This is a genomic window from Neptunomonas antarctica (assembly GCF_001305295.1).
Taxonomy (GTDB): domain Bacteria; phylum Pseudomonadota; class Gammaproteobacteria; order Pseudomonadales; family Balneatricaceae; genus Neptunomonas; species Neptunomonas antarctica.
Genome location: NZ_LJSI01000046.1, coordinates 1 through 21273, shown reverse-complemented (window position 1 = coordinate 21273; position 21273 = coordinate 1). Strand labels below are relative to the sequence as shown.

The window sequence follows — 21273 nt, the reverse complement described above, 5'->3', positions numbered from 1 at the left end:
TGTTTACTCGCTGGGGATAATAAGGTTCGGGTCAACGGCTAATAGCCGCGCCTGAAACTGATCCCGAATCCGGTTGAGGGCGGTTTCGTTAGCGGCTTCAAAACGTAACACTAATACAGGTGTTGTATTGGACGCCCGCACTAATCCCCAGCCATCAGGATAATCTACGCGTATACCGTCGATACGGCTGGCGTTACCATCCGGGTAGTCCAGTGCCTGTAGTTTGGCCACGATATCGAACTTGTTGTCATCACGGACATCAATATTGAGCTCGGGTGTGCTGATATCTTCAGGGTAATGGCTAAAAATTTCGTCCAGCGTTTCTGTGCGCATCGACAGTATTTCTAACAAACGCCCGGCACTGTATAAGCCATCATCAAACCCGAACCAGCGTTCTTTAAAAAAGATATGGCCACTCATCTCGCCGGCTAATAATGCACCCGAGGATTTCATTTTACGTTTAATCAGGGAATGGCCGGTTTTCCACATAGTGGCGATGCCGCCGGCTTTGCGGATTACCTCGCCGAGTAATCTGGAGCACTTTACGTCGTAGATGATTTCTGAGCCTGGGTTGCGCTGCAGGATATCTTCTGCAAATAGCATCATAACTCTATCGGGATAGATCATGGCACCGCTAGAGGTTATGACACCGACTCGATCACCATCGCCGTCAAATGCCAGGCCCAGATCGGCCTTGTGCTTTTTAACCGCCGCAATGCAATCGATAAGGTTGGCGGGTTTACTGGGATCAGGATGGTGGTTAGGGAAGTTGCCATCCACATCACAATATAATGGAATCACTTCGCAGCCGAGCTGCTCCATCAGTATCGGCGCCATTTCACCAGGAATGCCGTTGCCGCAATCAATAACGACTTTTAGTTTGCGTTTTAAGCGGATGTCTTCGGTGACACGTTTACGGTACTTAGGACGAATATCAATTTTGCCTAATTGTCCTTTTCCTGTTGAGTATTCTCTTTGTAGTATGCGGTGCTTGAGTGCTTGGATCTCTTCGCCCGCCAGAGTATTACCGCCCAGCATCATTTTAAAACCGTTATAGTTGCTGGGGTTATGACTGCCTGTAATCATAATGCCGGTCTGGCTGTCGGTGTGATGCGCCGCAAAATAAAGAAGAGGGGTAGGGATATATCCCGCATCAGTGACATCTACTCCACCTTCAAGCAAACCCTGAATCAACACGTCTTTTAAACGTGGGCAGGATAAGCGACCATCAGCGCCAACGACAACCGTTTTAATCTGTTGTTGTCTGGCCTGTGCAGCAAATGCACGGCCCAGGTGGTAAACCACCGGATCAGTGAGTGCTTCATCAACGATACCCCGGATATCGTAGGCGCGAAAAATTTCCTGATCGAGGTGTTCAAGTGTATATGTCATATTTACATCCCTGTGGGAGAGTTATGAGCGTCCAGACGAACCAAAACCGCCTGCACCGCGTTCTGTATCAGTAAAGTCTTCAACCACTTCAAAATCAGCCTGTACAACAGGAACCAGCACCAGTTGAGCGATGCGTTCGCCTGGCTCCATCGTAAATGTTGTATTGCCTCTGTTCCAGCAGGATACAAATAATTGCCCTTGATAATCAGAGTCAATCAGCCCCACCAGATTACCCAATACGATACCGTGTTTATGGCCCAACCCTGAACGGGGAAGGATCATAGCGCACAATGCCGGATCTTCAATATGTATCGCCATACCCGTAGGGATCAGTTCCGTTTGTCCGGGTTCAAGCGTTAACGCCTCATCAAGACACGCTCGTAAATCAAGCCCTGCAGAACCAGGAGTTGCATAGTTGGGTAATGGAAAGGCTTGACCAATGCGGCTATCGAGAATTTTAACCTGTATTTTTTTCATTTTGATGTCTTATTTTGATTGCTTATAAAGTAAGGCGATCTGTTCAATGAGTTGTTTCGCCAGCTGACGTTTGCTGGTTTGCGGAATGTCTATCTGAGTCGTAGTCGTGACCAGCGTGACAGCATTTTCATCGCTATTAAAGCCAATGCCTGTCTGAGATACATCATTTGCAATAATCATATCGAGTTTTTTGCGTGCCAGTTTATCTTTAGCATAACTGAGCACGTCCCGGGTTTCGGCCGCAAAGCCAATAGTAAAGGGTTTGTCAGCGCTGGCGGCAACGGTGGCAACAATATCCGGATTTTTCACCAGATGTAGCTCCATGATTTCCTCGTTACCTTTTTTTATCTTATGTTCGGCAATGGACGTCGGACGGTAATCAGCAACGGCGGCGCAGGCAATGAAAATGTCGCAGCTGGCAAGGCCTTCCAGTGACGCATGAAGCATGTCCTGGGCGGTCGTAACTGACACTCGCTCAACATGAGCGGGTGTTGCCAGATTGACAGGGCCACTGATTAATTTGACGCGAGCACCCGCGTCAATCGCGGCCTCAGCCAGGGCGTAGCCCATTTTTCCCGAGCTATGATTGGAAATGTAACGTACCGGGTCTAACGGCTCACGTGTCGGGCCTGCGGTAATATGTATCTCCAGGCCTTCCAATGATCGGGTATTAAAGCAGGTTGCGACCTGTTCCAGTATATCGGCAGGCTCAATCATGCGTCCCGGGCCGGTATCTCCGCAGGCTTGTTCGCCAACGCCGGGTCCCCAGAGCTGAACGTTTTGTTGTTGCAGTGTTGCTGCGTTTTGTTGGGTTTGAGGCGAGCGCCACATGGCCTGATTCATGGCGGGTGCAAGGCAAATAGGTGCGGTAGTCGCAAGGCACAGTGTGCTCAGCAAGTCGTTACCCATACCGTTGGCCAGGCGTGCCATAAAGTCAGCACTGGCGGGCGCGATAACGATTAAATCCGCCCATTTAGCGAGTTCAATATGCCCCATGCCTGCTTCTGCTTCAGGATCGAGTAGCTCAAGATGAACCGGATGTCCTGAAAGTGCCTGCAATGTGAGAGGTGTAATGAATGCCGTGGCGGCAGGTGTCATCACTACTCTGACATCGGCGCCCGCACCTTTTAATAACCGGGTGAGTTCTGCGCTTTTGTAAGCGGCGATTCCACCGGTTATTCCTAAAATTATCTGTTTGTTGGTAAGTCTATACATGCCTTAGGTAACCCGAGATTACGCCGCTTTGTCAAAGGGGTGTAAGATAACACTTCAGGGATTTTTTGCGTAGACCTTCCATTAGAATATGCGCAATCGACACAAGGAATAAGTGTATGGCAATTACCGACTGGCCCGAATCAGAACGGCCGCGTGAGAAGTTATTGGCGCAGGGCGCGGCAGTATTATCGGATGCTGAACTGCTAGCTATTTTTCTCAGAACAGGCATGAAAGGTGTAAGCGCGGTTGATATGGCGCGAGACCTGCTGCTGCGTTATGGCGGCTTACGACCGCTTTTGGAAAGTTCGCAAGAATCTTTTTGTGAGGGGCCAGGATTAGGACCTGCTAAATTCGCGCAGCTGCAAGCGGTACTTGAAATGAGTCGGCGTCATTTGCTGGCGACATTACAGCGGGGGGATTTGATGGAAAGCCCGCAAGCGGTTCGTCAATATTTATTAGCTCAAATGCGGCACCATCAACAAGAAGTATTCGCTTGTCTTTTTATGGATAACAAGCATCGTGTCATCCGTTTTGAACCGATGTTTTTCGGCACGATTGATGCTGCGTCGGTTTACCCGCGAGAAGTGGTGAAAAAAGCACTGGCGTTGAATGCCGCTGCGGTTATTTTGGCGCACAATCATCCATCAGGTATAGCGGAGCCTTCGCTGGCAGATAAACAGATCACGCAGCGTCTAGTGGACGCTCTGCAGTTGGTGGACATCCGGGTGTTGGATCATATGATCGTGGGTGACCCGGATGTTATTTCGTTTGCCGAACAGGGCTTGCTTTGACGTTAGATGTAATTAGGGATGCCTACTTGAGTATGTCGCATGTGAATAGCCAGGCCGAGTGATGAGAGTCCTTTGTCGCCTAATATATGGGCTGAAAGAGGTAAAAATTCCTGCTCTTCGAACTGAGCGTGATCAAGATAGGTGGTGGCCAGTCTCTGAGCCATCGCCCGATCCAAAATAACATATTTACCTTTTGCCAGTTGCTTGATATCGGGCTCAATTAATTTCCACTGCATTTCCAGCATACGATGTTCGTTGGTTAACTGCTTGATCATCGATTTGGCTTTAAAAGTTTCGTCTCCACGGCGGGCGCAGTCAATAACGACATTAAACAGTTCTTCTTCTTCCTCTTTATGATGCTTAAGAACAACGTCGTGAAAGAAACTATATAATTGAACGGCCATCTGTTTTATTTCTGGCTGTACGGGGTCATTAATCGTTGTTGTTGCCAGTTCTTGCAGTCGCTCAAAGTTCTTAATAATTCCCACATGACAGTCAGAAAAATCCATCAGGGCGTTGTCATTGCCGGTGATTGAGCTTTTATTATTATCCATTGGATTGTCCTATGCGGTTTATATATTCCAGATCTCAAGATCCAGAATTAAGTATTGTGTAATACTAGAGGCGTTAGTGGTTTATCGACATGATAGATGTCAATGTTATACGTAAATATTCATATTTATGTTATTTATGTATCACTTCTGCGTGATTCTCGATGGGTTTTATACTTCAAAAAAAGAGTAGATCTTTTTTTGAACGATGTTAATAGTATTTGTGGTCGCTTATCTATATAATGCGCCCCCTTCTATTCGTGCTTGGTACGGGATTCAGTTCGGTTATGGAACGCTCCGCCTGAGGTTATAGAAGCACAGTGTATATCTGTGTTATATGGCCGATAGACATCCGAAATAGAAGTTAATTATGTAATTTTGAGGCTTTGATCATGGCTAAAGTTTGTATGGTTACTGGCAAGCGCCCAGTAACAGGGAATAATGTTTCCCACTCACAGCGCAAAACGCGCCGTCGTTTTCTTCCAAACCTGCATTGGCATCGTTTTTGGGTAGAAAGTGAGAATAAATTCGTTCGTATACGCGTAACCGCTAAAGGCATGCGTATTATCGATAAAAATGGCATTGATACAGTTCTTGTTGAAATGCGTGCGCGTGGCGAAAAGGTTTAAGGAGCTAGACGATGGCAGCTAAAGGTAATCGTGAAAAGATCCGTCTGGTTTCATCTGCAGGCACAGGTCATTTTTACACAACTGATAAGAACAAACGTAACATGCCTGAGAAATTCGAGATCAAAAAGTTTGATCCGACTATCCGTCAGCACGTTATGTATAAAGAAGCTAAAATCAAATAATGATTTTTCTTTTTGAAAAAACCCGGACATTCCGGGTTTTTTTATGTCTGTGAGTTGAGCTCTTCGATAATAATTTCCGCTAATCGTGCGAGTGCTTGTTGTTGTTTTTCTGTGTTATCAAACGTACTGAAATTCAGTCGAATACAGTGCTGAAATTGTTGTTCCGTTCCGAACAAACTTCCCGGAGTAAGGCTGATGCCTTCGGCTTTGGCTCGTGTAAAAATAATATCTCCATCTAGCCAGAAGGGTAGCGTTATCCAGCTGAGAAAGCCGCTTTCAGGTACGGTAATATGTGCTTCAGCTGGGAAATATGCTTTTAATGATTCAATAAACAGTAGCTTGCGTTGCCTGTAGCGGTTTTGCAGTTGTTTTACATGGCGATTGAAATTGGCGGACTCCATCCACAATGCTGCCGCGTGTTGCATGAGTCCGGAGGTCGCTAATGTGGTGACGTACTTCAGATAATTGACTTGGTCGAAGTATCTGCCAGGTGCTACCCAGCCGATACGGATATCCGGATCCAAAATCTTAGAGAGAGAGCCGCATAAAATAACGCGGCCGTCTGTGTCCATAGACTTTAGCGTCCTGCGTCGTTGAGTAGAGTGAATCAATTCACCAAACACATCATCTTCAATGATGGCCAAATCGTACCTTTGTGCCAGTGCTAATAATTCTGACTTGTTATCGTCGGGCATGATGAATCCAAGTGGATTATTGGCATGTGGGTTGAGAAGAATCGCGTTCACCGGCCAGCGATTGAGTGTTTCCGCTAGCTGTTTCAGATCGATTCCATCAGGGATGTTTGCAGGCACTTCAATAACACGTAATCCAAGGGCTTCGGCACACTGTAGAATGCCGTAAAAGCAGGGAGACTCCACGGCAATAATATCACCAGGTTGGGCAATGCAGCGTAATGCTAACGAGATGGCTTCCTGAGCGCCATTAGTGATAACGATTTCTTCAGCGTCCAGTTCGGCATAACCACAGTGTGTTTTTTTTGCGATCTGTTGGCGAAGGTTTATATCGCCTGGTGGTGCCTGATAGTGGCTATAAATGGCAGGTGATTTTAATTCTGCGCGAACTAGTCTGTTGAGCTGTTTGAAAAAATCCTGACGTCCTTTAAAACGAGTATCAGGGTTGGCACTACCAAATATGACGTCGGCCTGACGCTGGGCTGGGCCGATAATATCCAGAGAGGTTGCTCCTAATATAACTTTTTTTGGGATCGGCTTAGGGGCTTGTTCATAGACGGTGTCTGGTTTGACGGAGAAGCCTTTTCTCGGATGGGCCTGGATGGTGCCTGTCTGTTCAAGCACCATATAGGCTCTGATGATACTGTTTTTACTGACATTAAGTACCTGCGCCAAATGCCGTACCGAAGGTAATAAGTCGTAAGGTTGCAGCGCGCCGGACAGCAGCTGGCTTTCAATATAGACAATCACTTTCTGGTAAATTTTCATGGGTACAGTGTCACAAAAAATGATTTTTATTTGATAATACGGCTAACTGTACCCTATTTAAAAACAAGAAGTTGTCTCTTTTATCATCAATGTTCACGCCGTATTCTATACCCTTCACATGTATTCGAGTTAAGGACACCTAATGGTCGCGTTACGTACGAAGCTTATTCCTTTTATCCCCTTCATATTTGTAATGCTTTGGAGCACGGGATTTATTGGAGCGAAATATGGGCTGCCCTATATTGAACCTTTCAACATGCTGTTTATCCGAATGTTAATGACGCTGTGCGTCTTTATGCTGTTAATGCTTGCGCTTAAGTCGAGATGGCCGACGGGTAGGCAGGGGTTTCATCAGATGGTGTCCGGATCGTTAGTGCATGCCGCCTATCTTGGCGGTGTGTTTGCCGCTATTAAATGGGATATGCCGGCAGGCATTGCTGCTATTGTGGTGGGTTTGCAGCCTCTGCTTACGGCGTTGATCGGACGTGTCTGGTTTAAGCAGTCACTTGCTAAGTTACAGTTGCTGGGTCTGGTGTTAGGGTTGGTGGGCGTATCGTTGGTGCTGACCGGTGGTAAAGAGTTGAGTGCGTTGTCACTGAGACCCGAAGCTATTGCTGCAGTAATAGTTGCTTTATTGGGTATTTCAATAGGTACCCTGTACCAGAAACGTTTTGGTGCGGGTGTCGATTTGATGGCGGGTTCTTTCTTCCAATACATGGCGACTGCGTTATGGATGGGGTTGCTGACATTTAGTACTGAAACGCGAGATATTGATTGGTCGTTAGACTTAATGCTGGCATTAGGGTGGCTTGTGTTTGGTTTGTCAGTGTCTGCAGTTTTGTTGCTGATGTACATGATTCGTGAAGGTGAGTCTGCCAGAGTAGCGAGTTATTTTTATTTGGTGCCTCCTGTCACTGTTATTGAGGCGTGGTGGTTGTTTGATGAAGCGTTGGGAGTGATCGCGTTAATCGGTATTTTTATTACCGTATTGGGCGTGTATCTTGTATTGAAATCACCTAAAAACTTAGTTAAAACTCAATAATTGAGAGTAAAGCGGAAAATGCCAACGTGCCAGAATTACCGGAAGTAGAGACAACGCGTAGTGGAATAGAGCCGCATATTTTGAATCAGGCTATTTCAGGTATTGTGGTGCGACAACCTAAGTTACGTTGGTGGGTGCCGGAAACTGAATTACTGGCGCTGGTAGGGCAGCGTGTGAAGCACGTTGCCCGGCGAGGTAAATACCTGTTGCTTGAGGCGGATGCCGGTACGATCCTGATCCATTTAGGCATGTCTGGCAGTTTGCGGGTTATCTCTGACCAGCGCGAGCCGCTAAAGCATGACCATGTGGATATTTTGTTTGGTCATGGAAAGTTGCTGCGTTATACGGATCCGCGGCGTTTTGGAGCGATCCTGTGGCAACCACCGGGTCAGATACATGAGCGGATTAGTCGTTTAGGGCCTGAGCCGTTATCAGATGAATTTGACGTGGATTGTTTGCGTCAGCAATGCAAGGGGCGTTCTGTTACTATTAAACAACTGATTATGAATAGTCATGTCGTTGTAGGTGTCGGAAACATTTATGCCAATGAAGCGCTTTTTCACGCCGGCATTGATCCCCGGCGGCCAGCAGGTCGTATTTCAGCGAAACGTTTAACGTTATTAGTCGAGGCTATCAAGAGCATATTGATGGCAGCTATACAGCAAGGCGGTACAACGCTTAAAGACTTTGTTGATAGTAATGGTCAGCCGGGATATTTCCAGCAATCATTAAGTGTGTACGGACGAGGAGGCAAGCCTTGTCGGAATTGTAGTCGCCCTTTGAAGGAGGTGCGTTTAGGACAGCGTAGCACGGTGTTCTGTAATTATTGTCAGCGGTAGGAATAATTAATGTCGATAGCCGATACGAATATCAATCAGAGTAGAGCAGAATTATTGACGGACGAACATAGAGGTCGCTTAAGAGATAAGTTAGATATTCATCACCATCTGGCTAAGCGTGAAAGCCTGCGCGTAGGTGAGTTTGGTGTCCACTGTGAGCTTTATGAAACGGAAGCTGAGAATGAATATGCCCCTATTCTGATCTTTTTACCGGGCATTGGTACTTACTGTGAACTGTATGCTGATTTGCTCGCCAGATTTGCAGACAATGGTTTCCATACCGTGGGTCTGGATTATCCTGGGCATGGATATTCTGCTGGTGAGAGAGGACAGTATACAGTGGATGAGGTGGTGCAGTCTGTCAGTTCTCTTATTGATATATTGCAAAGTCGTTATTCAGGGCCGGTGTACCTGTTTGGATACTCGATTGGATCATTGCTTGCGGTAGCTGCAGCAGAAAAAGATGAGAGAATTAAGGGGATTATGTGCGGAACCCTGTTAATACCTGAAATTCCACCGGATAGCATGCATCAGATGGGGTGGCAGTGGACCTGGGGTATGGCTCAGATGTTCCCGAGTATGAAGTTGCCATTGAAATCGCTGGTGGATTACGAACAGTTACTGGCGGGGCATCCGGCTGCCAAAGAGTTTAATCATGATCATCTGATGGTTTTTGATTACCCCCTCAGTACGCTTTCTAGTTTGTATTCATGGCGCTCGGAAGTGAATAAGCGCGCTTTTGATTTTCATGCCGCGATTATTCATGGTACGGATGACGATGTAATGTCGTTAGGGTATTCAAAGCGTTTGGTAGAAGCCTTAGTTCACCCGTTTGAGTTGATTGAAGTTCCAGGTGGGCATATGCAACCTTGGTATCATCCGGAACGGTTAAGCGATACCGTCTCACAGTGGATAAATGCTGACGCAGTTAACAGCCGCTCAGCGAGTGAAGCAGAAGCGTAGTTCTATAAGACTTATGTTCTAAAAATTTGTGTTATAAGGCTTTTTCATAAGAGCCTTGTCACAAAAGTTTAAATTTCACGTAACAAAATCAGCATTGATGCGGAGCGATAATTCTTATTGTCGTATCCGTTTCTGAGGGCTGGTTATGTTGTCACTTCAAACTATTAACACCTTTGATACATCACTATTCTATTGGTTTCAGAGTCGTCGGCAGATGCATGCTGGTGTGACGCTAACCAGTCGTTATATTTCGCGCTTGGGTGATGGTGTAATGTACATTCTTTTAGGAATGTTACTGGCCATTTTTGAGCCGCAGGATGGTGCTGCTTTTTTTCGTTCTGGCCTTTTTGCCTTTTTAATAGAATTTCCGCTTTATCTTTTTCTTAAGAATACTATCCGACGAGACCGGCCATGTGAGCGGCTTAGCGTAGAGGTTGCTGTTAAGCCTACCGAAAAATTTGGCTTTCCTTCAGGTCATGCCGCTGCTGCTTTTGTCTTTGCTAGCGTACTCTCTCAAATTTATCCGTCCATTGCATTATTGGCCTATAGCATCGCAATGCTAATCAGTGTGTCCCGAGTGGTGTTAGGTGTTCACTACCCTGCCGATATTGTAGCCGGAGCCGCGGTCGGAATTGTCTGTGGGTTCTTGAGTGTGGGAAGCTGAAATCTGTGAGAGTCTTATACGGAGTGCAGGCTACAGGTAATGGTCATATTGCCCGGGCCCGAGTGATGGCGCTGGCATTGGCTGGCGCAGGAGTTCATGTTGATTATCTATTCAGTGGTCGGCCAAAGAGTGATTTGTTTGATATGGCGTGCTTTGGTAACTATAAGGTACGTAGAGGGTTAACGTTTTATATGGGCGAAGGTTCTAGAGTTAAGCCTATTAAAAGCCTCTTAAGCAATAATTTTACGCAGCTATATCGCGATATTAACGCATTAGATTTAACTCATTATGATCTGATCATTTCTGACTTTGAACCCATCACCGCATGGGCTTCGAAATTACAGAATAAACCCAGTATTGGTATCGCGCATCAATACGCTTTTTTACATCGTTTGCCCGACGCTTTTTATTCGCGTTTTATCAGGCCGGGTATTCAGTTGTTTGCTCCGGTAAAGCAGGCGATAGGTGTCCATTGGAATCAATTTGATGCGTTAATTGTGCCTCCACTGATTAGTCCTGCCAAATTTAAACCTGGGCATATTTCTAAAATGATTGTGGTCTATCTGCCATATGAGCTGGATGAGACTTTGTATTATTGGTTCAGTGCATTTCCTGATTACCAGTTCCGCGTTTATGCCCCAATAAAAAAGAGGATTGTACGTAGTAATGTTGTCTTTAACCCGGCGAGCCGAGATGACTTTGAAAAAGATCTATCTGTGTGTGAAGGTGTTATTTCAAACTGTGGCTTTGGGCTGGCCAGTGAAGCTATGCAGTATGGCAAGAAGTTCTTAAGTAAGCCGATGAAAGGGCAATTCGAGCAACAGTCGAATGCCTACATTTTGAAGTCATTAGGGCTGGCAACTATTATAAAAGAGTTGGATGTTGATGCCATAGAATCATGGCTTGAATTAGCTAGTCCGGCGCCTAAATGCTTTCCTGATGTGGCAGGCATTCTTTCCGAATGGATAGCACAAGGGTGCGATTGCTCAGTGGAGCTGGTTGTTAAGCAGATGTGGGTTTAGTTAAAAAGTAAAAACAACAATATTGGATGATTGTGATGAGGGGGTGTTGATTATGTATTATTTACGGGATAAGAACTTATAAGAATTAATAATGACTCATTAAAAGTGAATTTTGATAATAAAAGTTGAGAAGGCTTTGTAAATCCTTTACAAAGCCTTCTCGGCTGGCTTCCATATCCTTGCGATTAACAGGCTTCCTTGCTAACTACCCTGTACCTTTTCCGCTGTCTTGGCCATCCTTAAATTCTATCCATGAATGGGAGATCCATGGAAGGTATTATGCCAAATTAACTTGGTTTTAATATAGGAAAAATTCCTATTTTTTAAAGGGTATTATTGAATGTTTGTTCATTAATTAAGGGGATAGACAGCCAGTATGTAACTCCTTAGACTCAATACTATCTTGTCGGGGTGCCTTGTTTTGAGGCTGAGATAAAACCCGCTGAACCTGATCCAGCTAGTACTGGCGTAGGAATCGAGATGTATAATTATAGCTATCAACATGCTGTGCCTGTTGCGCTAACTATTGCTGGTTTATACAGCAGTGCCGGTGCAGGTATTCAAGCCGATCTTAAAGCCTTCTCTGTTCTGTGGGTATATCGTGCGGCCGCCATCACGGCAGTTACTGCACAACTACGTTCTGTGCTCCAATACTTGAATATTACTGTTATCAAAATTGGTATGTTAGGCGACGCTTCAGCGGTTGAAACTATTGCCGCGATTCTTAAAGCATACTCCCAGCCCCCTTTAGTAAACGCCCCTGTCATTGTACCCAAAAGCGGTAATGTATTGCTGCAATGTGTTGTGATTCTGTTGCTTGGCAAACGTCTGTTTTCTCTGGCTATCTTGCTGACATCGAATCTGCCTGAAACCGCTCGGCTGACAGATCTGCCCGAGCCTGTAACGGTGCAGAAATGTATCAAATTTTAGTGTCTTTACATGATTTTAAAACACCTTGGGTGTTGCTAAAGGGTGGGTGCTGGTCTGCAAAAAAATCAGGTCGTGGATTTGCTTTCGAAAGACATATTATCGGTAGGAGCCGGTCACTGTTCTGTGCCTCATTTTTCGTTGCTCTGGGATTAAAATAGCTAACGTTAGCTTCTGGAGTAGAGTTCTAAATTAAGTTGAAAGTAGGGAGTCTTATGTCCAATAGTAAATTACTCAGTCAGAATGCCAGTGTTGATCGTGCGTCAGTTCAGCCATTTCCAAAGTCTCGTAAAGTGTATATTGAAGGAAGCCGTCCGGATATTCTCGTGCCGATGCGCGAAATCACGCTTGATGATACGCCGACGGGTTTAGGGGGTGAGAAAAATGATCCGTTGTATGTCTATGATACGTCGGGTCCTTATACCGATCCTGAGGCAAGTATTGATATCAGAAAAGGCTTGGTCGCGTTGCGTGCTGGCTGGATTGATGAGCGTGGCGATACTGAGCAATTGGAAGGTTTGACTTCACAATATGGGCGCGCACGCGCGGTAGATTTGCGCTTGGATGAGCTGCGTTTCGAATTACTCCGTAAGCCATTACGTAGTCAAAGTGGCAAAAATGTGACGCAATTGCACTATGCGCGTCAGGGTATGATTACGCCTGAGATGGAATATATTGCTATTCGTGAAAACATGAAACTGGCGAAGACAAAAGCAGAAGGCAGTATGGTGGCGCAGCAACACCCTGGATTCAGTTTCGGGGCTAACTTGCCAGATGAAATAACGCCTGAATTTGTGCGTAAGGAAGTAGCAGAAGGGCGTGCGATTATTCCTGCAAACATTAACCACCCTGAATCTGAACCTATGATTATTGGTCGTAATTTTCTGGTGAAAATTAACGGTAATATTGGCAATTCTGCCGTAACTTCTTCGATTGAAGATGAAGTGGCCAAGATGACATGGGGTACGCGTTGGGGGGCCGATACCATCATGGATTTGTCTACCGGTAAAAATATTCATGAAACGCGTGAATGGAATCTGAGGAATTCTCCTGTACCGATAGGTACTGTCCCTATTTATCAGGCGTTAGAAAAAGTAAATGGCGTTGCCGAAGACCTGAATTGGGACGTTTTTCGGGACACTCTGATAGAACAGGCTGAACAGGGTGTGGATTATTTTACTATCCATGCAGGCGTGTTGTTGCGCTATGTGCCGATGACTGCGAAGCGTATGACCGGCATTGTGTCCCGCGGCGGCTCTATAATGGCTAAATGGTGCCTGGCGCATCATGAAGAGAATTTCCTTTACACTCATTTCGAAGATATTTGCGAAATTTGTAAAGCCTATGATGTGTCATTTTCACTAGGTGATGGTTTACGCCCGGGATCTGTTTATGATGCGAACGATGAAGCGCAGTTTGCTGAGTTGGAAACCTTGGGTGAGTTAACAAAAATTGCCTGGAAGCATGATGTACAGGTCATGATTGAAGGGCCTGGTCATGTACCGATGCATATGATCAAAGAAAATATGGATAAGCAGCTGACAGAATGCGATGAAGCGCCTTTTTATACGCTGGGGCCTTTGACTACGGATATCGCCCCGGGCTATGACCATATTACGTCCGGTATTGGGGCGGCGATGATAGGTTGGTATGGTTGCGCCATGCTCTGTTACGTTACACCGAAGGAGCATCTGGGCTTGCCGAACAAGGATGATGTTAAAACCGGAATCATCACCTATAAGATAGCCGCGCATGCTGCCGATCTGGCGAAAGGCCATCCGGGGGCACAAATTCGTGATAACGCGATGTCTAAGGCGCGCTTTGAGTTCCGTTGGGAAGATCAGTTTAATATTGGTCTGGATCCGGATACGGCACGTGCTTATCACGATGAGACCTTGCCTAAAGAGTCCTCTAAAGTGGCGCATTTTTGCTCAATGTGCGGTCCTAAGTTCTGCTCAATGAAAATTTCTCATGAAGTTAGAGATCTGGATGCTTCTCAGTTAGCGGCTATAAAAGCGGCGGCAGATAAAGGAATGTTGGAGAAATCTCAGGAATTTAAAGAAACCGGCGCGGAAATTTATCATAAAGTTTAACCTGAGTGGCGCTTTCAGTTAGTCTGTTAAGGTATCTATAACCATTGAAGATTCCTGATGTCAGATGAACTGAAATATCTATCGGTTGCTCTTCTTGTTTTATTTGCGTTTGTGCCGGTTACGGTGCAAGCGCTCAAAAAACGAAAGCAACCAACGCCACCGCTTGCCAGTAATGATCGTAAACTTTATCGATTATGGCGATCAGATCCAGATGCCTATCAAAGACAGTATGGTGCCCTCGATGTTGAATACATTAAGGCACAAAAAAGTCGTAGCAAGTAGTTCACCTTGCCGTATGCTGCCAGCCAGTAATAGGCTGGCTGGCATGGTGAATTGGTATGTATAACTGCCCTTGATCATGCTAATGGATCGTCGTTGTCCGTCGTGTCAGAGTGCCGTTTTTGGCATAGGGAATGGATTGAATGCAGGTGACGGTTGCATTCCCGGCAATTCGTACACAGCGTTAAATGTATCCTGAGTGATATTTGTTCACTCATACTTAAAAGAGTGTCTAATCTCTTAGACATTAAAAAAGACGCTTCTTTACACGATTTCATACATTACCTTCCTTCAAAAACCAACCTTTTTCAAGGCAGCTGCGAAGCTTCAGGCGCGCGCGGTGAAGGATCGTCCAGCAGTTCTGTTCTGAAATATCCAGGCACTCACAAATTTCTGCTGTATCGAGATCCATTAGCTCGCGTAGTGCAAAAACCCGGGCGGTATTGCTGGGTAGGTGTAGTAGGCATAGGTCAAAGATTTCCCAGAAATTGCTTTTTAAGTGCAGATCTTCAGGGCTTTGCCAGTGGCAAGGCGTAGCATCCAGATCCCAATGATCACGCGTATCAAACATAGTATCAATGTCAACCTCATTATCGTCTGAAATAAAACGCTGCCTTTCTCTTTTTGATTTTCTAATGTAGTCGATCAATTTGTAGCGTAAAATACTGTACACCCATGTATCAAATTGCGCCGATCCTGAATAGCTGGAGAGGCCTTCGATGGCGGCCAGCATAACATCTTGCACGAGATCCTCTGCGTGACCTCTGTCTGATACCTGCAGCATAGTAAAAGCAATGAGTTTAGGGCGTAATGCTTCAAGCTGGGACGAATAGGATATCGCGGTTGGTCGCATAGAATCGTTAAACCTTAATAACGGATGTCATCACGAAGTCTGGCAGAGTGTCTTCGTGAATTGGCTGATTTTACCTATAGAGCTACGCTGAATTAACTCTTTAACAAAGGGTGATCATTGGGGAGTTGTTTTGCTATCCATAGTGCTAACTTGTGTTTCATATGAATCTCATCTTCCTGCCCTTTAGCAAGAGGTGCGATCAGTTTATCATGGGTAAGCAATTGATAAAGTTGAGCGACTTTTGTATGAGTGCTATTAAGCTCTTCTTTGCCTCGGTTTTTCATATAAATTTCACCGATGCGCAATGCCTCTTTAACCAATAGCGCTTCTTGTTTGGGTTTCATCTTCATTAAGTGTTCCTTGTTTTGCTGGATAGAGGGAAGCTCATATTACATCCAAAAGTATGGAATTTGCCTTTATTCATTCTTTGACAGGAAAATCAGAGAAAATTCATCTGTGAAGGTACTTAAGACTCGATGATCAATTGCATGCCTATCTGATGGCATGTATTGGGCGCCAGCGTGACGCTGTCTTCAAGTACGTTAGCCGTCTCGATACAAAACATAGTTTTAAAGTCAGTAGCGTTGAATTGGCTCAGCCGTTTGCTTTTCTCAGTCCAAGGGTTCCATATAACCGCTGATCGGCTGTTAAAATTATGTAATGTTAATTTATGGTGTGGAGTGAAGGCTTGCAGTATCGGGCTTTGGTTGAATAAATAGAGACGATCAGTTTCCGTGTTGAAATGGATATTGCCTTGTTGGGACTTGGTTCTCCACTGATCCATTGCGTCAATGTAGCAGGTGTTGTTGGCTCCGTTGATATAGGTGCAGTTGATATCGCTGGTAGGGAGATAAGTATGCAAAGCCTGAGTAAGGTTAACGATGCGATGATCGGTATTGTGAGTAATCAGAAATAGCGTGAGTGTTTTTCCAAGGATGAATTTTGCTTCAAGTTCAAAATCATAAGGCCAGTATTCGTGACTGTCAGCATCAGATGACAGTCGGAGGACGATTTCAACCTGATGGCAGCTTTCTTTAATGTGTTTTAGTTGCCATACCCTGCTACGTGCAAAGCCGTGAGCCACGGGGTGGCGTATATTATCGCGGACACTCGCTGGGTTTTTGTCGGCTGCGCCGAACCAGGGCCAGCAGATAGGAATGCCGCCACGAACTGATTCACCGCTTTTGTAGTGCGCGCTGGGGCTAAGCCATAAAGCGTTTAAACAATCATGTTGGGCAGGAGAAAATTCAATTATTTGAGCGCCTTGCAGCAGTATTGTGGCTTTAAAGAGTGGATGGTTTATCTCAAGACTGTCAAGTTCCCCCCGTTTAGTCTGTTGACAAAAAGCGTATTTCATCATAATGGTTTCGCAATCCGTTATGCGTTAACTTAAAATAAAGCACTACTATACAACACAACTATAGAGCAGATGATTGCATGAACCTACGCTAATGGAGTGTAGGCGCTGTAATCTGTTCCCTGATGATTAGCTGACCTTGAATAAACAACAATTACTTGATCAACTTTTATGCCGCTTACAGGGTGAATTATCGACAACGCAGGACGCTGTCAATCAGGCGCATGACAACGCTGTGCATGAACAGAGCAAGCCAGAGAATCAATATGACACATTAGCTCTGGAGTCTGCTTATCTTGCCCATGGGCAAGCCGTGCGTGCTGCTGATCTGCAGCGGCAAGTGGTTATTTTGAAGCATCTTAAATTACCGGCGTGTAGTGCTGACTCTGCAGTGGTTGTCGGTGCATTAGTGCAGCTCCGTGATGCTCTTTCGGGGATCTTGCAGTGGTTGTGGCTTTTGCCGGTTGCCGGCGGTATTGATCTTCGGTTTGATGATATGGGCATAACTACGATCACGCCCGAGGCCCCTCTGGGGCAGAAGTTGCTTGGTAATTATATTGATGATGAAATTAGGTTATCGTTAGGTAGTAATAAAAAGTGTTTTCATATTGTCGCCGTTTATTAAAAATCGTTATTGAGTACTCAGCGGTCTCATTCGTAAGCTGTTTGGGTTTTGCTTAAGAGCCAAACTGATCTGCGAGCTTGTTTACGAATTAAGCCGGATCACGTTTAAAAAAATTATAGTAGGCATATTATGAAATTCAGAGTTATTCCCGTGACCGCTTTCCAGCAAAATTGCACCTTATGTTGGTGTGAAGAAACCAAGCATGCTGCTGTCATTGATCCCGGCGGAGATATTGCAAAAATAGAAGCGGCTATCCATGAAGAAGGAGTTGTGCTCACAAAAATTTTGTTAACTCATGCTCATATTGATCATGCGGGTGGCACTGCTGAGCTGAAATCGCTTCACCAGGTACCTATCGAAGGTCCGCATAAAGATGATTTATTCTGGATTGAAGGGCTTGATAAGCAGAGTGCTATGTTTGGCTTTCCCAAAGTGGATGGTTTTCTTCCGGATCGCTGGCTTGAAGATGGTGATGAGGTTACGGTTGGAAATCAAACGTTTCAGATCTTGCATTGTCCTGGTCATACGCCGGGACATGTGGTTTTTTATCATAAGCCTTCAGGCATGGCGCAGGTAGGTGATGTTATTTTTCATGGATCAATTGGTCGTACTGATTTCCCTAAAGGTAATCATCAGCAATTGATTAGCTCTATACGTAATAAGTTGTTTGTATTGGGCGATGAGATTGAGTTCATCCCAGGACATGGCCCTGCCTCAACGTTTGGGCATGAGAAGAAAACAAATCCTTTTGTTTCTGATCATCGTGGTTGATGAATGTAACTAAGAGCTTAGAAGACTTATTTATGTAGCAAGGTGGTGATGTCAAAGATATTCCTGTCGAGTATTTTCTTTTCAGAGATGACTTTACGTAGTGGTATGTCCACGATAGTACCTTGCCGTACGCCTACCAATATGTCGTTAAAACCGGCTAGCAGATAATGCACAGCAGATGCTCCCAGGCAAGAAGCTAGCATTCTGTCGTGCCCTGAAGGGCTGCCACCGCGTTGAATATGACCCAAAATACAAATTTTTGGGTCTTGCCCCAATTCTTCAAGTTGATAAGCGATTCTGGATGTAAGGCCTGGGTCCTTGCCTTCCGCAATAACAATGATTCCGCTGGAGCCTTGTCCAGACGCGCGTTGCTGTGCGAGTGTCACACATAAGTCGTGAAGATCAAACGCATACTCAGGAACAATTACCAGTTCAGCGCCACAGGCGATACCTACCTGTGTTGCAATGAATCCTGAGTTTCGCCCCATGACCTCAACAAGGAAAAGTCTTTCGTGAGACAGTGCGGTATCTCTGATTTTGTCGATGGCGTCCAATGCAGTATTAACGGCAGTATCAAAGCCGATTGTGTCATCTGATCCCGGAATGTCATTATCAATAGTGCCCGGTAAACCGATAACGGGAATGCCGGTTTCTTCTGTGAGCAGGTGGGCTCCTGCCATTGAGCCGTCACCGCCAATAACAATGAGTGCTTCAATGTTTTTGTCACGTAAGATCTGAGCGGCCTGCGCGCGAATAGCAGGCTCTTTAAATTCGAGGCAGCGTGCACTCTTTAGCATAGTGCCGCCTCTTTGAATGATGTTAGTGACAGAGCGAGACGTTAGCTTGTGGATATCAGCCGTTATTAAGCCGCTGTAGCCTCGTTGGATGCCATAAACACTTTCAATGCCGCTGTTAAGTGCGGCGCGAACAACGCCTCGGATAGCAGGATTCATACCAGGAGAGTCGCCTCCGCTGGTGAGGAGCGCTATAGATTTATAGGATTTTATTGGCTTTAAATGAGGCAGCGTAAACATGGTATATCCTTTTATAATATCTACATCTTATGGACAATAGTATGTATCGCTAAGTTTCTGTTATTCAAGTAAATAAGCCAACATAACAATAAAGTAAGGATGTTTTTCATATGATCAGGCAGTTCTCTCAGCGCATCGCAGAAGAAACGCTCAAGCATTTTGTTGACTATCGGGTTCTCTTTAAAGAGATTACAGATATGGCTCAGGAGCGTTTCGAGCAAGCTAAATGGCATGAAATACAGCAGGCGGCTGTTGAGCGGATAGATTTATATGAAAAACAGTCTCAAGCGGCGGCTGCTGAAATTATTGTTCTGATCGGGAGTTGCGTGTATGACGAATCATTATGGTCTGAAGCAAAGGCTCGTTATATAGACTTGCTTTATAAGCGAGATGATTTTGAGTTGGCTGAGACTTTTTACAACTCTATCTACTGTAAGGTATTCACTCATCATCAATTGACGAATGAACATATGTTTATTCGTAGCTCAATGGCTGGGCGTGAAGTCGTATCAGGCGATAATATTTACCATACTTACAGTATGAAGCAGGGGCTAATTGCTTTGATCAGGCAGCTGCTGAATGATTACTCATTCAATGTGCCTTGGGAAAACAAAAACAAAGATATAGGCAATATAGCGCGCTACTTTCAGAAGAACATGCCGATTAATGTAGTTGTCGATGAAGCGGTTACTGTAGAAGTAGTCAGTAGTGTTTTTTATCGGAATAAAGGGGCCTATATCGTTGGTCGGATACATTTCTCCAATCTCGAGTTGCCTTTTATACTTCCGGTGTTAAATAACAACGGACGAGTTTATATCGATACAGTGATCAGTGATCAGGATCAGGTGTCAGTTATTTTTAGCTTCACGCGCGCCTACTTCATGGTCGACGTTAACGTGCCATCTGAATTTATACGCTTTCTTCATTCGCTTATTCCGATGAAATCCATAGCAGAGCTTTATACCTCTATTGGTTTTTATAAGCAGGGTAAGGCTGAATTCTATCGAGACTTTGTCGATCATATAGACCGTTCAGCAGATCAATTCATCATAGCGCCAGGGATTAAGGGAATGGTGATGACTGTGTTTACCCTTCAGTCTTACCCAATTGTATTTAAAATCATCAAAGATAAGTTCTCGTCTTCTAAACAGATAACAAGAAATATGGTTCATGAAAGGTATCAGTTGGTAAAGCGGCATGATCGGGTAGGTCGGATGGCTGATACGCAGGAATTTACCAACTTGGTGTTTCCTCGTAAGCGTTTTTCACAAGCATTGTTGCAAGAGCTGCAGAGAGTAGCGCAATCATCATTGTTGATTGATGATGAAACGGTGACGATTAAGCATTTGTGGATAGAACGTCGAATGACGCCGCTGAATATATACCTTGATGAAGCATTGTCGAGGAGTGATGGCGCAGCTGTTTTTCATGCCCTAAATGAATATGGAAAAGCGATTAAGCAATTAGCGGCGGCGAATATTTTTGCAGGGGATATGCTGTTTAAGAATTTTGGAGTTACGCGACATGCGAGAGTTGTCTTTTATGATTATGATGAAATCATGTATTTGACCGATTGTAACTTCCGTAAAATTCCGGCTGCGATGTATCCAGAACAAGAAATGTCTGCCGAGCCTTGGTATTCAGTGGCAGCCAATGACGTATTTCCAGAAGAATTTACAATTCTGATCGCGTGTAATGCATTGGTTCGAAAAATCTTTTATGAATTGCATAGTGACCTGCTTGATGTGAAATTCTGGAAGGATATGCAGCAGCAAGTGCGTTCGGGTCAGGTTGTAGACATCTTCCCCTACCGTCAGGCGCAAAGATTCCCCCGCTAGTGGTGGTTTTCCTGCCGGCTTAGTAGTCAAAATAGGGCAAAGTGAATTGTTTTCATAAAAATATGACTTTTATTCCAACAGGCTATTGACTCATTTCGGATAGCCTGTAGAATGCGCACCTCTTCCCAAGGAAGCTACCGAAAAGGGTAGTTGAGATGAGAAGATGCTGGTTTGTAAAGCCTTGATAATTATCATCTTTTAAGGTTTTGTGATCAGTAGCTGGAAGTTAAGTTTTACGGTGAATGAGTTTGAAATTACCGCAAAATAAA

At 44.9% G+C, this 21273-nt stretch carries 24 protein-coding genes and 1 riboswitch; of the genes, 14 read left to right on the top strand and 10 right to left on the bottom strand.

The window, feature by feature from the left end; translation table 11 throughout:
- Window positions 1-3: 3 nt before the first annotated feature.
- The 3 genes from Nant_RS12060 to coaBC are packed head-to-tail and all read right to left on the bottom strand — an operon-like array spanning window position 4 to window position 3084.
- The gene (locus tag Nant_RS12060) at window positions 4-1392 is read right to left on the bottom strand and encodes a phosphomannomutase/phosphoglucomutase (RefSeq protein ID WP_054341915.1); all 1389 of its coding nucleotides are present in this window, start codon (window positions 1390-1392) and stop codon (window positions 4-6) included.
- A gap of 21 nt (window positions 1393-1413) precedes the next feature.
- Entirely contained in the window at window positions 1414-1869 is a 456-nt protein-coding gene (gene dut, locus Nant_RS12055) for a dUTP diphosphatase (RefSeq protein WP_054341914.1), read from the bottom strand.
- A 9-nt stretch (window positions 1870-1878) separates the two neighbouring features.
- Complete coding sequence (gene coaBC, locus Nant_RS12050) at window positions 1879-3084, bottom strand: bifunctional phosphopantothenoylcysteine decarboxylase/phosphopantothenate--cysteine ligase CoaBC (protein WP_054341913.1); 1206 nt, start codon at window positions 3082-3084, stop codon at window positions 1879-1881.
- A gap of 116 nt (window positions 3085-3200) precedes the next feature.
- Between coaBC and radC the strand changes: the two genes are divergently transcribed.
- Window positions 3201-3875 (top strand): RadC family protein, encoded by a 675-nt coding sequence (gene radC / locus Nant_RS12045; protein ID WP_054341912.1) that lies wholly within the window; start codon window positions 3201-3203, stop codon window positions 3873-3875.
- 2 nt (window positions 3876-3877) lie between these two features.
- Here the strand turns inward: radC and Nant_RS12040 are convergent, their stop codons facing one another.
- Window positions 3878-4429: a hemerythrin domain-containing protein gene (locus Nant_RS12040; RefSeq protein WP_054341911.1), complete on the bottom strand. Its 552-nt coding sequence runs from the start codon at window positions 4427-4429 to the stop codon at window positions 3878-3880.
- A gap of 389 nt (window positions 4430-4818) precedes the next feature.
- On the opposite strand from Nant_RS12040, the gene rpmB reads away from it, so the two are divergent.
- Entirely contained in the window at window positions 4819-5055 is a 237-nt protein-coding gene (gene rpmB, locus Nant_RS12035) for a 50S ribosomal protein L28 (RefSeq protein ID WP_054341910.1), read from the top strand.
- An 11-nt stretch (window positions 5056-5066) separates the two neighbouring features.
- Window positions 5067-5237, top strand: coding sequence for a 50S ribosomal protein L33 (gene rpmG, locus Nant_RS12030; RefSeq protein WP_054341909.1), 171 nt, complete (start codon window positions 5067-5069; stop codon window positions 5235-5237).
- Between the two features lie 41 nt (window positions 5238-5278).
- Here the strand turns inward: rpmG and Nant_RS12025 are convergent, their stop codons facing one another.
- The gene (locus tag Nant_RS12025) at window positions 5279-6697 is read right to left on the bottom strand and encodes an aminotransferase-like domain-containing protein (protein WP_054341908.1); all 1419 of its coding nucleotides are present in this window, start codon (window positions 6695-6697) and stop codon (window positions 5279-5281) included.
- 142 nt (window positions 6698-6839) lie between these two features.
- On the opposite strand from Nant_RS12025, the gene Nant_RS12020 reads away from it, so the two are divergent.
- The 8 genes from Nant_RS12020 to Nant_RS11985 all read left to right on the top strand — a co-directional run bounded on the left by Nant_RS12020 (window position 6840) and on the right by Nant_RS11985 (window position 14529).
- Window positions 6840-7739 carry a DMT family transporter gene (locus Nant_RS12020; protein ID WP_054341907.1) on the top strand — a complete coding sequence of 300 codons (900 nt, stop codon included), beginning with the start codon at window positions 6840-6842 and terminating at the stop codon, window positions 7737-7739.
- A 26-nt stretch (window positions 7740-7765) separates the two neighbouring features.
- On the top strand, window positions 7766-8578 hold the full coding sequence (mutM, locus tag Nant_RS12015; RefSeq protein ID WP_054341906.1) for a bifunctional DNA-formamidopyrimidine glycosylase/DNA-(apurinic or apyrimidinic site) lyase: 813 nt from the start codon (window positions 7766-7768) through the stop codon (window positions 8576-8578).
- Window positions 8579-8587: 9 nt separating this feature from the next.
- Window positions 8588-9541, top strand: coding sequence for an alpha/beta fold hydrolase (locus Nant_RS12010; RefSeq protein WP_054341905.1), 954 nt, complete (start codon window positions 8588-8590; stop codon window positions 9539-9541).
- 145 nt (window positions 9542-9686) lie between these two features.
- The gene (locus Nant_RS12005; RefSeq protein ID WP_054341904.1) at window positions 9687-10205 is read left to right on the top strand and encodes a phosphatase PAP2 family protein; all 519 of its coding nucleotides are present in this window, start codon (window positions 9687-9689) and stop codon (window positions 10203-10205) included.
- 5 nt (window positions 10206-10210) lie between these two features.
- Window positions 10211-11227 carry an MJ1255/VC2487 family glycosyltransferase gene (locus Nant_RS12000; RefSeq protein ID WP_054341903.1) on the top strand — a complete coding sequence of 339 codons (1017 nt, stop codon included), beginning with the start codon at window positions 10211-10213 and terminating at the stop codon, window positions 11225-11227.
- Between the two features lie 397 nt (window positions 11228-11624).
- A riboswitch (TPP riboswitch) is annotated at window positions 11625-11719 on the top strand.
- Window positions 11708-12157: a bifunctional hydroxymethylpyrimidine kinase/phosphomethylpyrimidine kinase gene (locus Nant_RS11995; RefSeq protein WP_054341902.1), complete on the top strand. Its 450-nt coding sequence runs from the start codon at window positions 11708-11710 to the stop codon at window positions 12155-12157. Its footprint overlaps the riboswitch before it by 12 nt.
- A gap of 212 nt (window positions 12158-12369) precedes the next feature.
- Window positions 12370-14247 carry a phosphomethylpyrimidine synthase ThiC gene (thiC, locus tag Nant_RS11990; RefSeq protein WP_054341901.1) on the top strand — a complete coding sequence of 626 codons (1878 nt, stop codon included), beginning with the start codon at window positions 12370-12372 and terminating at the stop codon, window positions 14245-14247.
- 57 nt (window positions 14248-14304) lie between these two features.
- Entirely contained in the window at window positions 14305-14529 is a 225-nt protein-coding gene (locus Nant_RS11985) for a hypothetical protein (protein ID WP_054341900.1), read from the top strand.
- 74 nt (window positions 14530-14603) lie between these two features.
- Here Nant_RS11985 and Nant_RS21980 read toward each other — a convergent pair whose 3' ends face one another.
- From Nant_RS21980 to Nant_RS11970, 4 genes are all read right to left on the bottom strand, one after another.
- Window positions 14604-14744, bottom strand: a complete 141-nt coding sequence (locus Nant_RS21980; RefSeq protein WP_476638857.1) for a hypothetical protein — start codon at window positions 14742-14744, stop codon at window positions 14604-14606.
- Between the two features lie 56 nt (window positions 14745-14800).
- Window positions 14801-15379: a sigma-70 family RNA polymerase sigma factor gene (locus Nant_RS11980; protein WP_054341899.1), complete on the bottom strand. Its 579-nt coding sequence runs from the start codon at window positions 15377-15379 to the stop codon at window positions 14801-14803.
- Between the two features lie 92 nt (window positions 15380-15471).
- Window positions 15472-15729, bottom strand: a complete 258-nt coding sequence (locus Nant_RS11975) for a DUF5062 family protein (protein WP_054341898.1) — start codon at window positions 15727-15729, stop codon at window positions 15472-15474.
- Between the two features lie 116 nt (window positions 15730-15845).
- On the bottom strand, window positions 15846-16739 hold the full coding sequence (locus Nant_RS11970) for a D-hexose-6-phosphate mutarotase (protein WP_054341897.1): 894 nt from the start codon (window positions 16737-16739) through the stop codon (window positions 15846-15848).
- A gap of 136 nt (window positions 16740-16875) precedes the next feature.
- On the opposite strand from Nant_RS11970, the gene Nant_RS11965 reads away from it, so the two are divergent.
- Window positions 16876-17361: a hypothetical protein gene (locus Nant_RS11965; protein ID WP_054341896.1), complete on the top strand. Its 486-nt coding sequence runs from the start codon at window positions 16876-16878 to the stop codon at window positions 17359-17361.
- A gap of 129 nt (window positions 17362-17490) precedes the next feature.
- Complete coding sequence (locus Nant_RS11960; RefSeq protein WP_054341895.1) at window positions 17491-18132, top strand: MBL fold metallo-hydrolase; 642 nt, start codon at window positions 17491-17493, stop codon at window positions 18130-18132.
- A 26-nt stretch (window positions 18133-18158) separates the two neighbouring features.
- On the opposite strand, the gene pfkA is transcribed toward Nant_RS11960, so the two are convergent.
- Entirely contained in the window at window positions 18159-19166 is a 1008-nt protein-coding gene (pfkA, locus tag Nant_RS11955; protein WP_054341894.1) for a 6-phosphofructokinase, read from the bottom strand.
- A 110-nt stretch (window positions 19167-19276) separates the two neighbouring features.
- On the opposite strand from pfkA, the gene aceK reads away from it, so the two are divergent.
- The gene (gene aceK, locus Nant_RS11950; protein WP_054341893.1) at window positions 19277-21004 is read left to right on the top strand and encodes a bifunctional isocitrate dehydrogenase kinase/phosphatase; all 1728 of its coding nucleotides are present in this window, start codon (window positions 19277-19279) and stop codon (window positions 21002-21004) included.
- The last annotated feature ends 269 nt before the right edge of the window (window positions 21005-21273 follow it).

Excerpts from the sequence above, each read along its gene's own strand:
- Nant_RS12060 (WP_054341915.1), bottom strand. The coding sequence starts at position 1,392 with ATGACATATACACTTGAACACCTCGATCAGGAAATTTTTCGCGCCTAC.
- dut (WP_054341914.1), bottom strand. The coding sequence starts at position 1,869 with ATGAAAAAAATACAGGTTAAAATTCTCGATAGCCGCATTGGTCAAGCC.
- coaBC (WP_054341913.1), bottom strand. The coding sequence starts at position 3,084 with ATGTATAGACTTACCAACAAACAGATAATTTTAGGAATAACCGGTGGA.
- radC (WP_054341912.1), top strand. The coding sequence starts at position 3,201 with ATGGCAATTACCGACTGGCCCGAATCAGAACGGCCGCGTGAGAAGTTA.
- Nant_RS12040 (WP_054341911.1), bottom strand. The coding sequence starts at position 4,429 with ATGGATAATAATAAAAGCTCAATCACCGGCAATGACAACGCCCTGATG.
- rpmB (WP_054341910.1), top strand. The coding sequence starts at position 4,819 with ATGGCTAAAGTTTGTATGGTTACTGGCAAGCGCCCAGTAACAGGGAAT.
- rpmG (WP_054341909.1), top strand. The coding sequence starts at position 5,067 with ATGGCAGCTAAAGGTAATCGTGAAAAGATCCGTCTGGTTTCATCTGCA.
- Nant_RS12025 (WP_054341908.1), bottom strand. The coding sequence starts at position 6,697 with ATGAAAATTTACCAGAAAGTGATTGTCTATATTGAAAGCCAGCTGCTG.
- Nant_RS12020 (WP_054341907.1), top strand. The coding sequence starts at position 6,840 with ATGGTCGCGTTACGTACGAAGCTTATTCCTTTTATCCCCTTCATATTT.
- Nant_RS12010 (WP_054341905.1), top strand. The coding sequence starts at position 8,588 with ATGTCGATAGCCGATACGAATATCAATCAGAGTAGAGCAGAATTATTG.
- Nant_RS12005 (WP_054341904.1), top strand. The coding sequence starts at position 9,687 with ATGTTGTCACTTCAAACTATTAACACCTTTGATACATCACTATTCTAT.
- Nant_RS11995 (WP_054341902.1), top strand. The coding sequence starts at position 11,708 with ATGTATAATTATAGCTATCAACATGCTGTGCCTGTTGCGCTAACTATT.
- thiC (WP_054341901.1), top strand. The coding sequence starts at position 12,370 with ATGTCCAATAGTAAATTACTCAGTCAGAATGCCAGTGTTGATCGTGCG.
- Nant_RS11985 (WP_054341900.1), top strand. The coding sequence starts at position 14,305 with ATGTCAGATGAACTGAAATATCTATCGGTTGCTCTTCTTGTTTTATTT.
- Nant_RS21980 (WP_476638857.1), bottom strand. The coding sequence starts at position 14,744 with ATGAGTGAACAAATATCACTCAGGATACATTTAACGCTGTGTACGAAT.
- Nant_RS11980 (WP_054341899.1), bottom strand. The coding sequence starts at position 15,379 with ATGCGACCAACCGCGATATCCTATTCGTCCCAGCTTGAAGCATTACGC.
- Nant_RS11975 (WP_054341898.1), bottom strand. The coding sequence starts at position 15,729 with ATGAAGATGAAACCCAAACAAGAAGCGCTATTGGTTAAAGAGGCATTG.
- Nant_RS11970 (WP_054341897.1), bottom strand. The coding sequence starts at position 16,739 with ATGATGAAATACGCTTTTTGTCAACAGACTAAACGGGGGGAACTTGAC.
- Nant_RS11960 (WP_054341895.1), top strand. The coding sequence starts at position 17,491 with ATGAAATTCAGAGTTATTCCCGTGACCGCTTTCCAGCAAAATTGCACC.
- pfkA (WP_054341894.1), bottom strand. The coding sequence starts at position 19,166 with ATGTTTACGCTGCCTCATTTAAAGCCAATAAAATCCTATAAATCTATA.
- aceK (WP_054341893.1), top strand. The coding sequence starts at position 19,277 with ATGATCAGGCAGTTCTCTCAGCGCATCGCAGAAGAAACGCTCAAGCAT.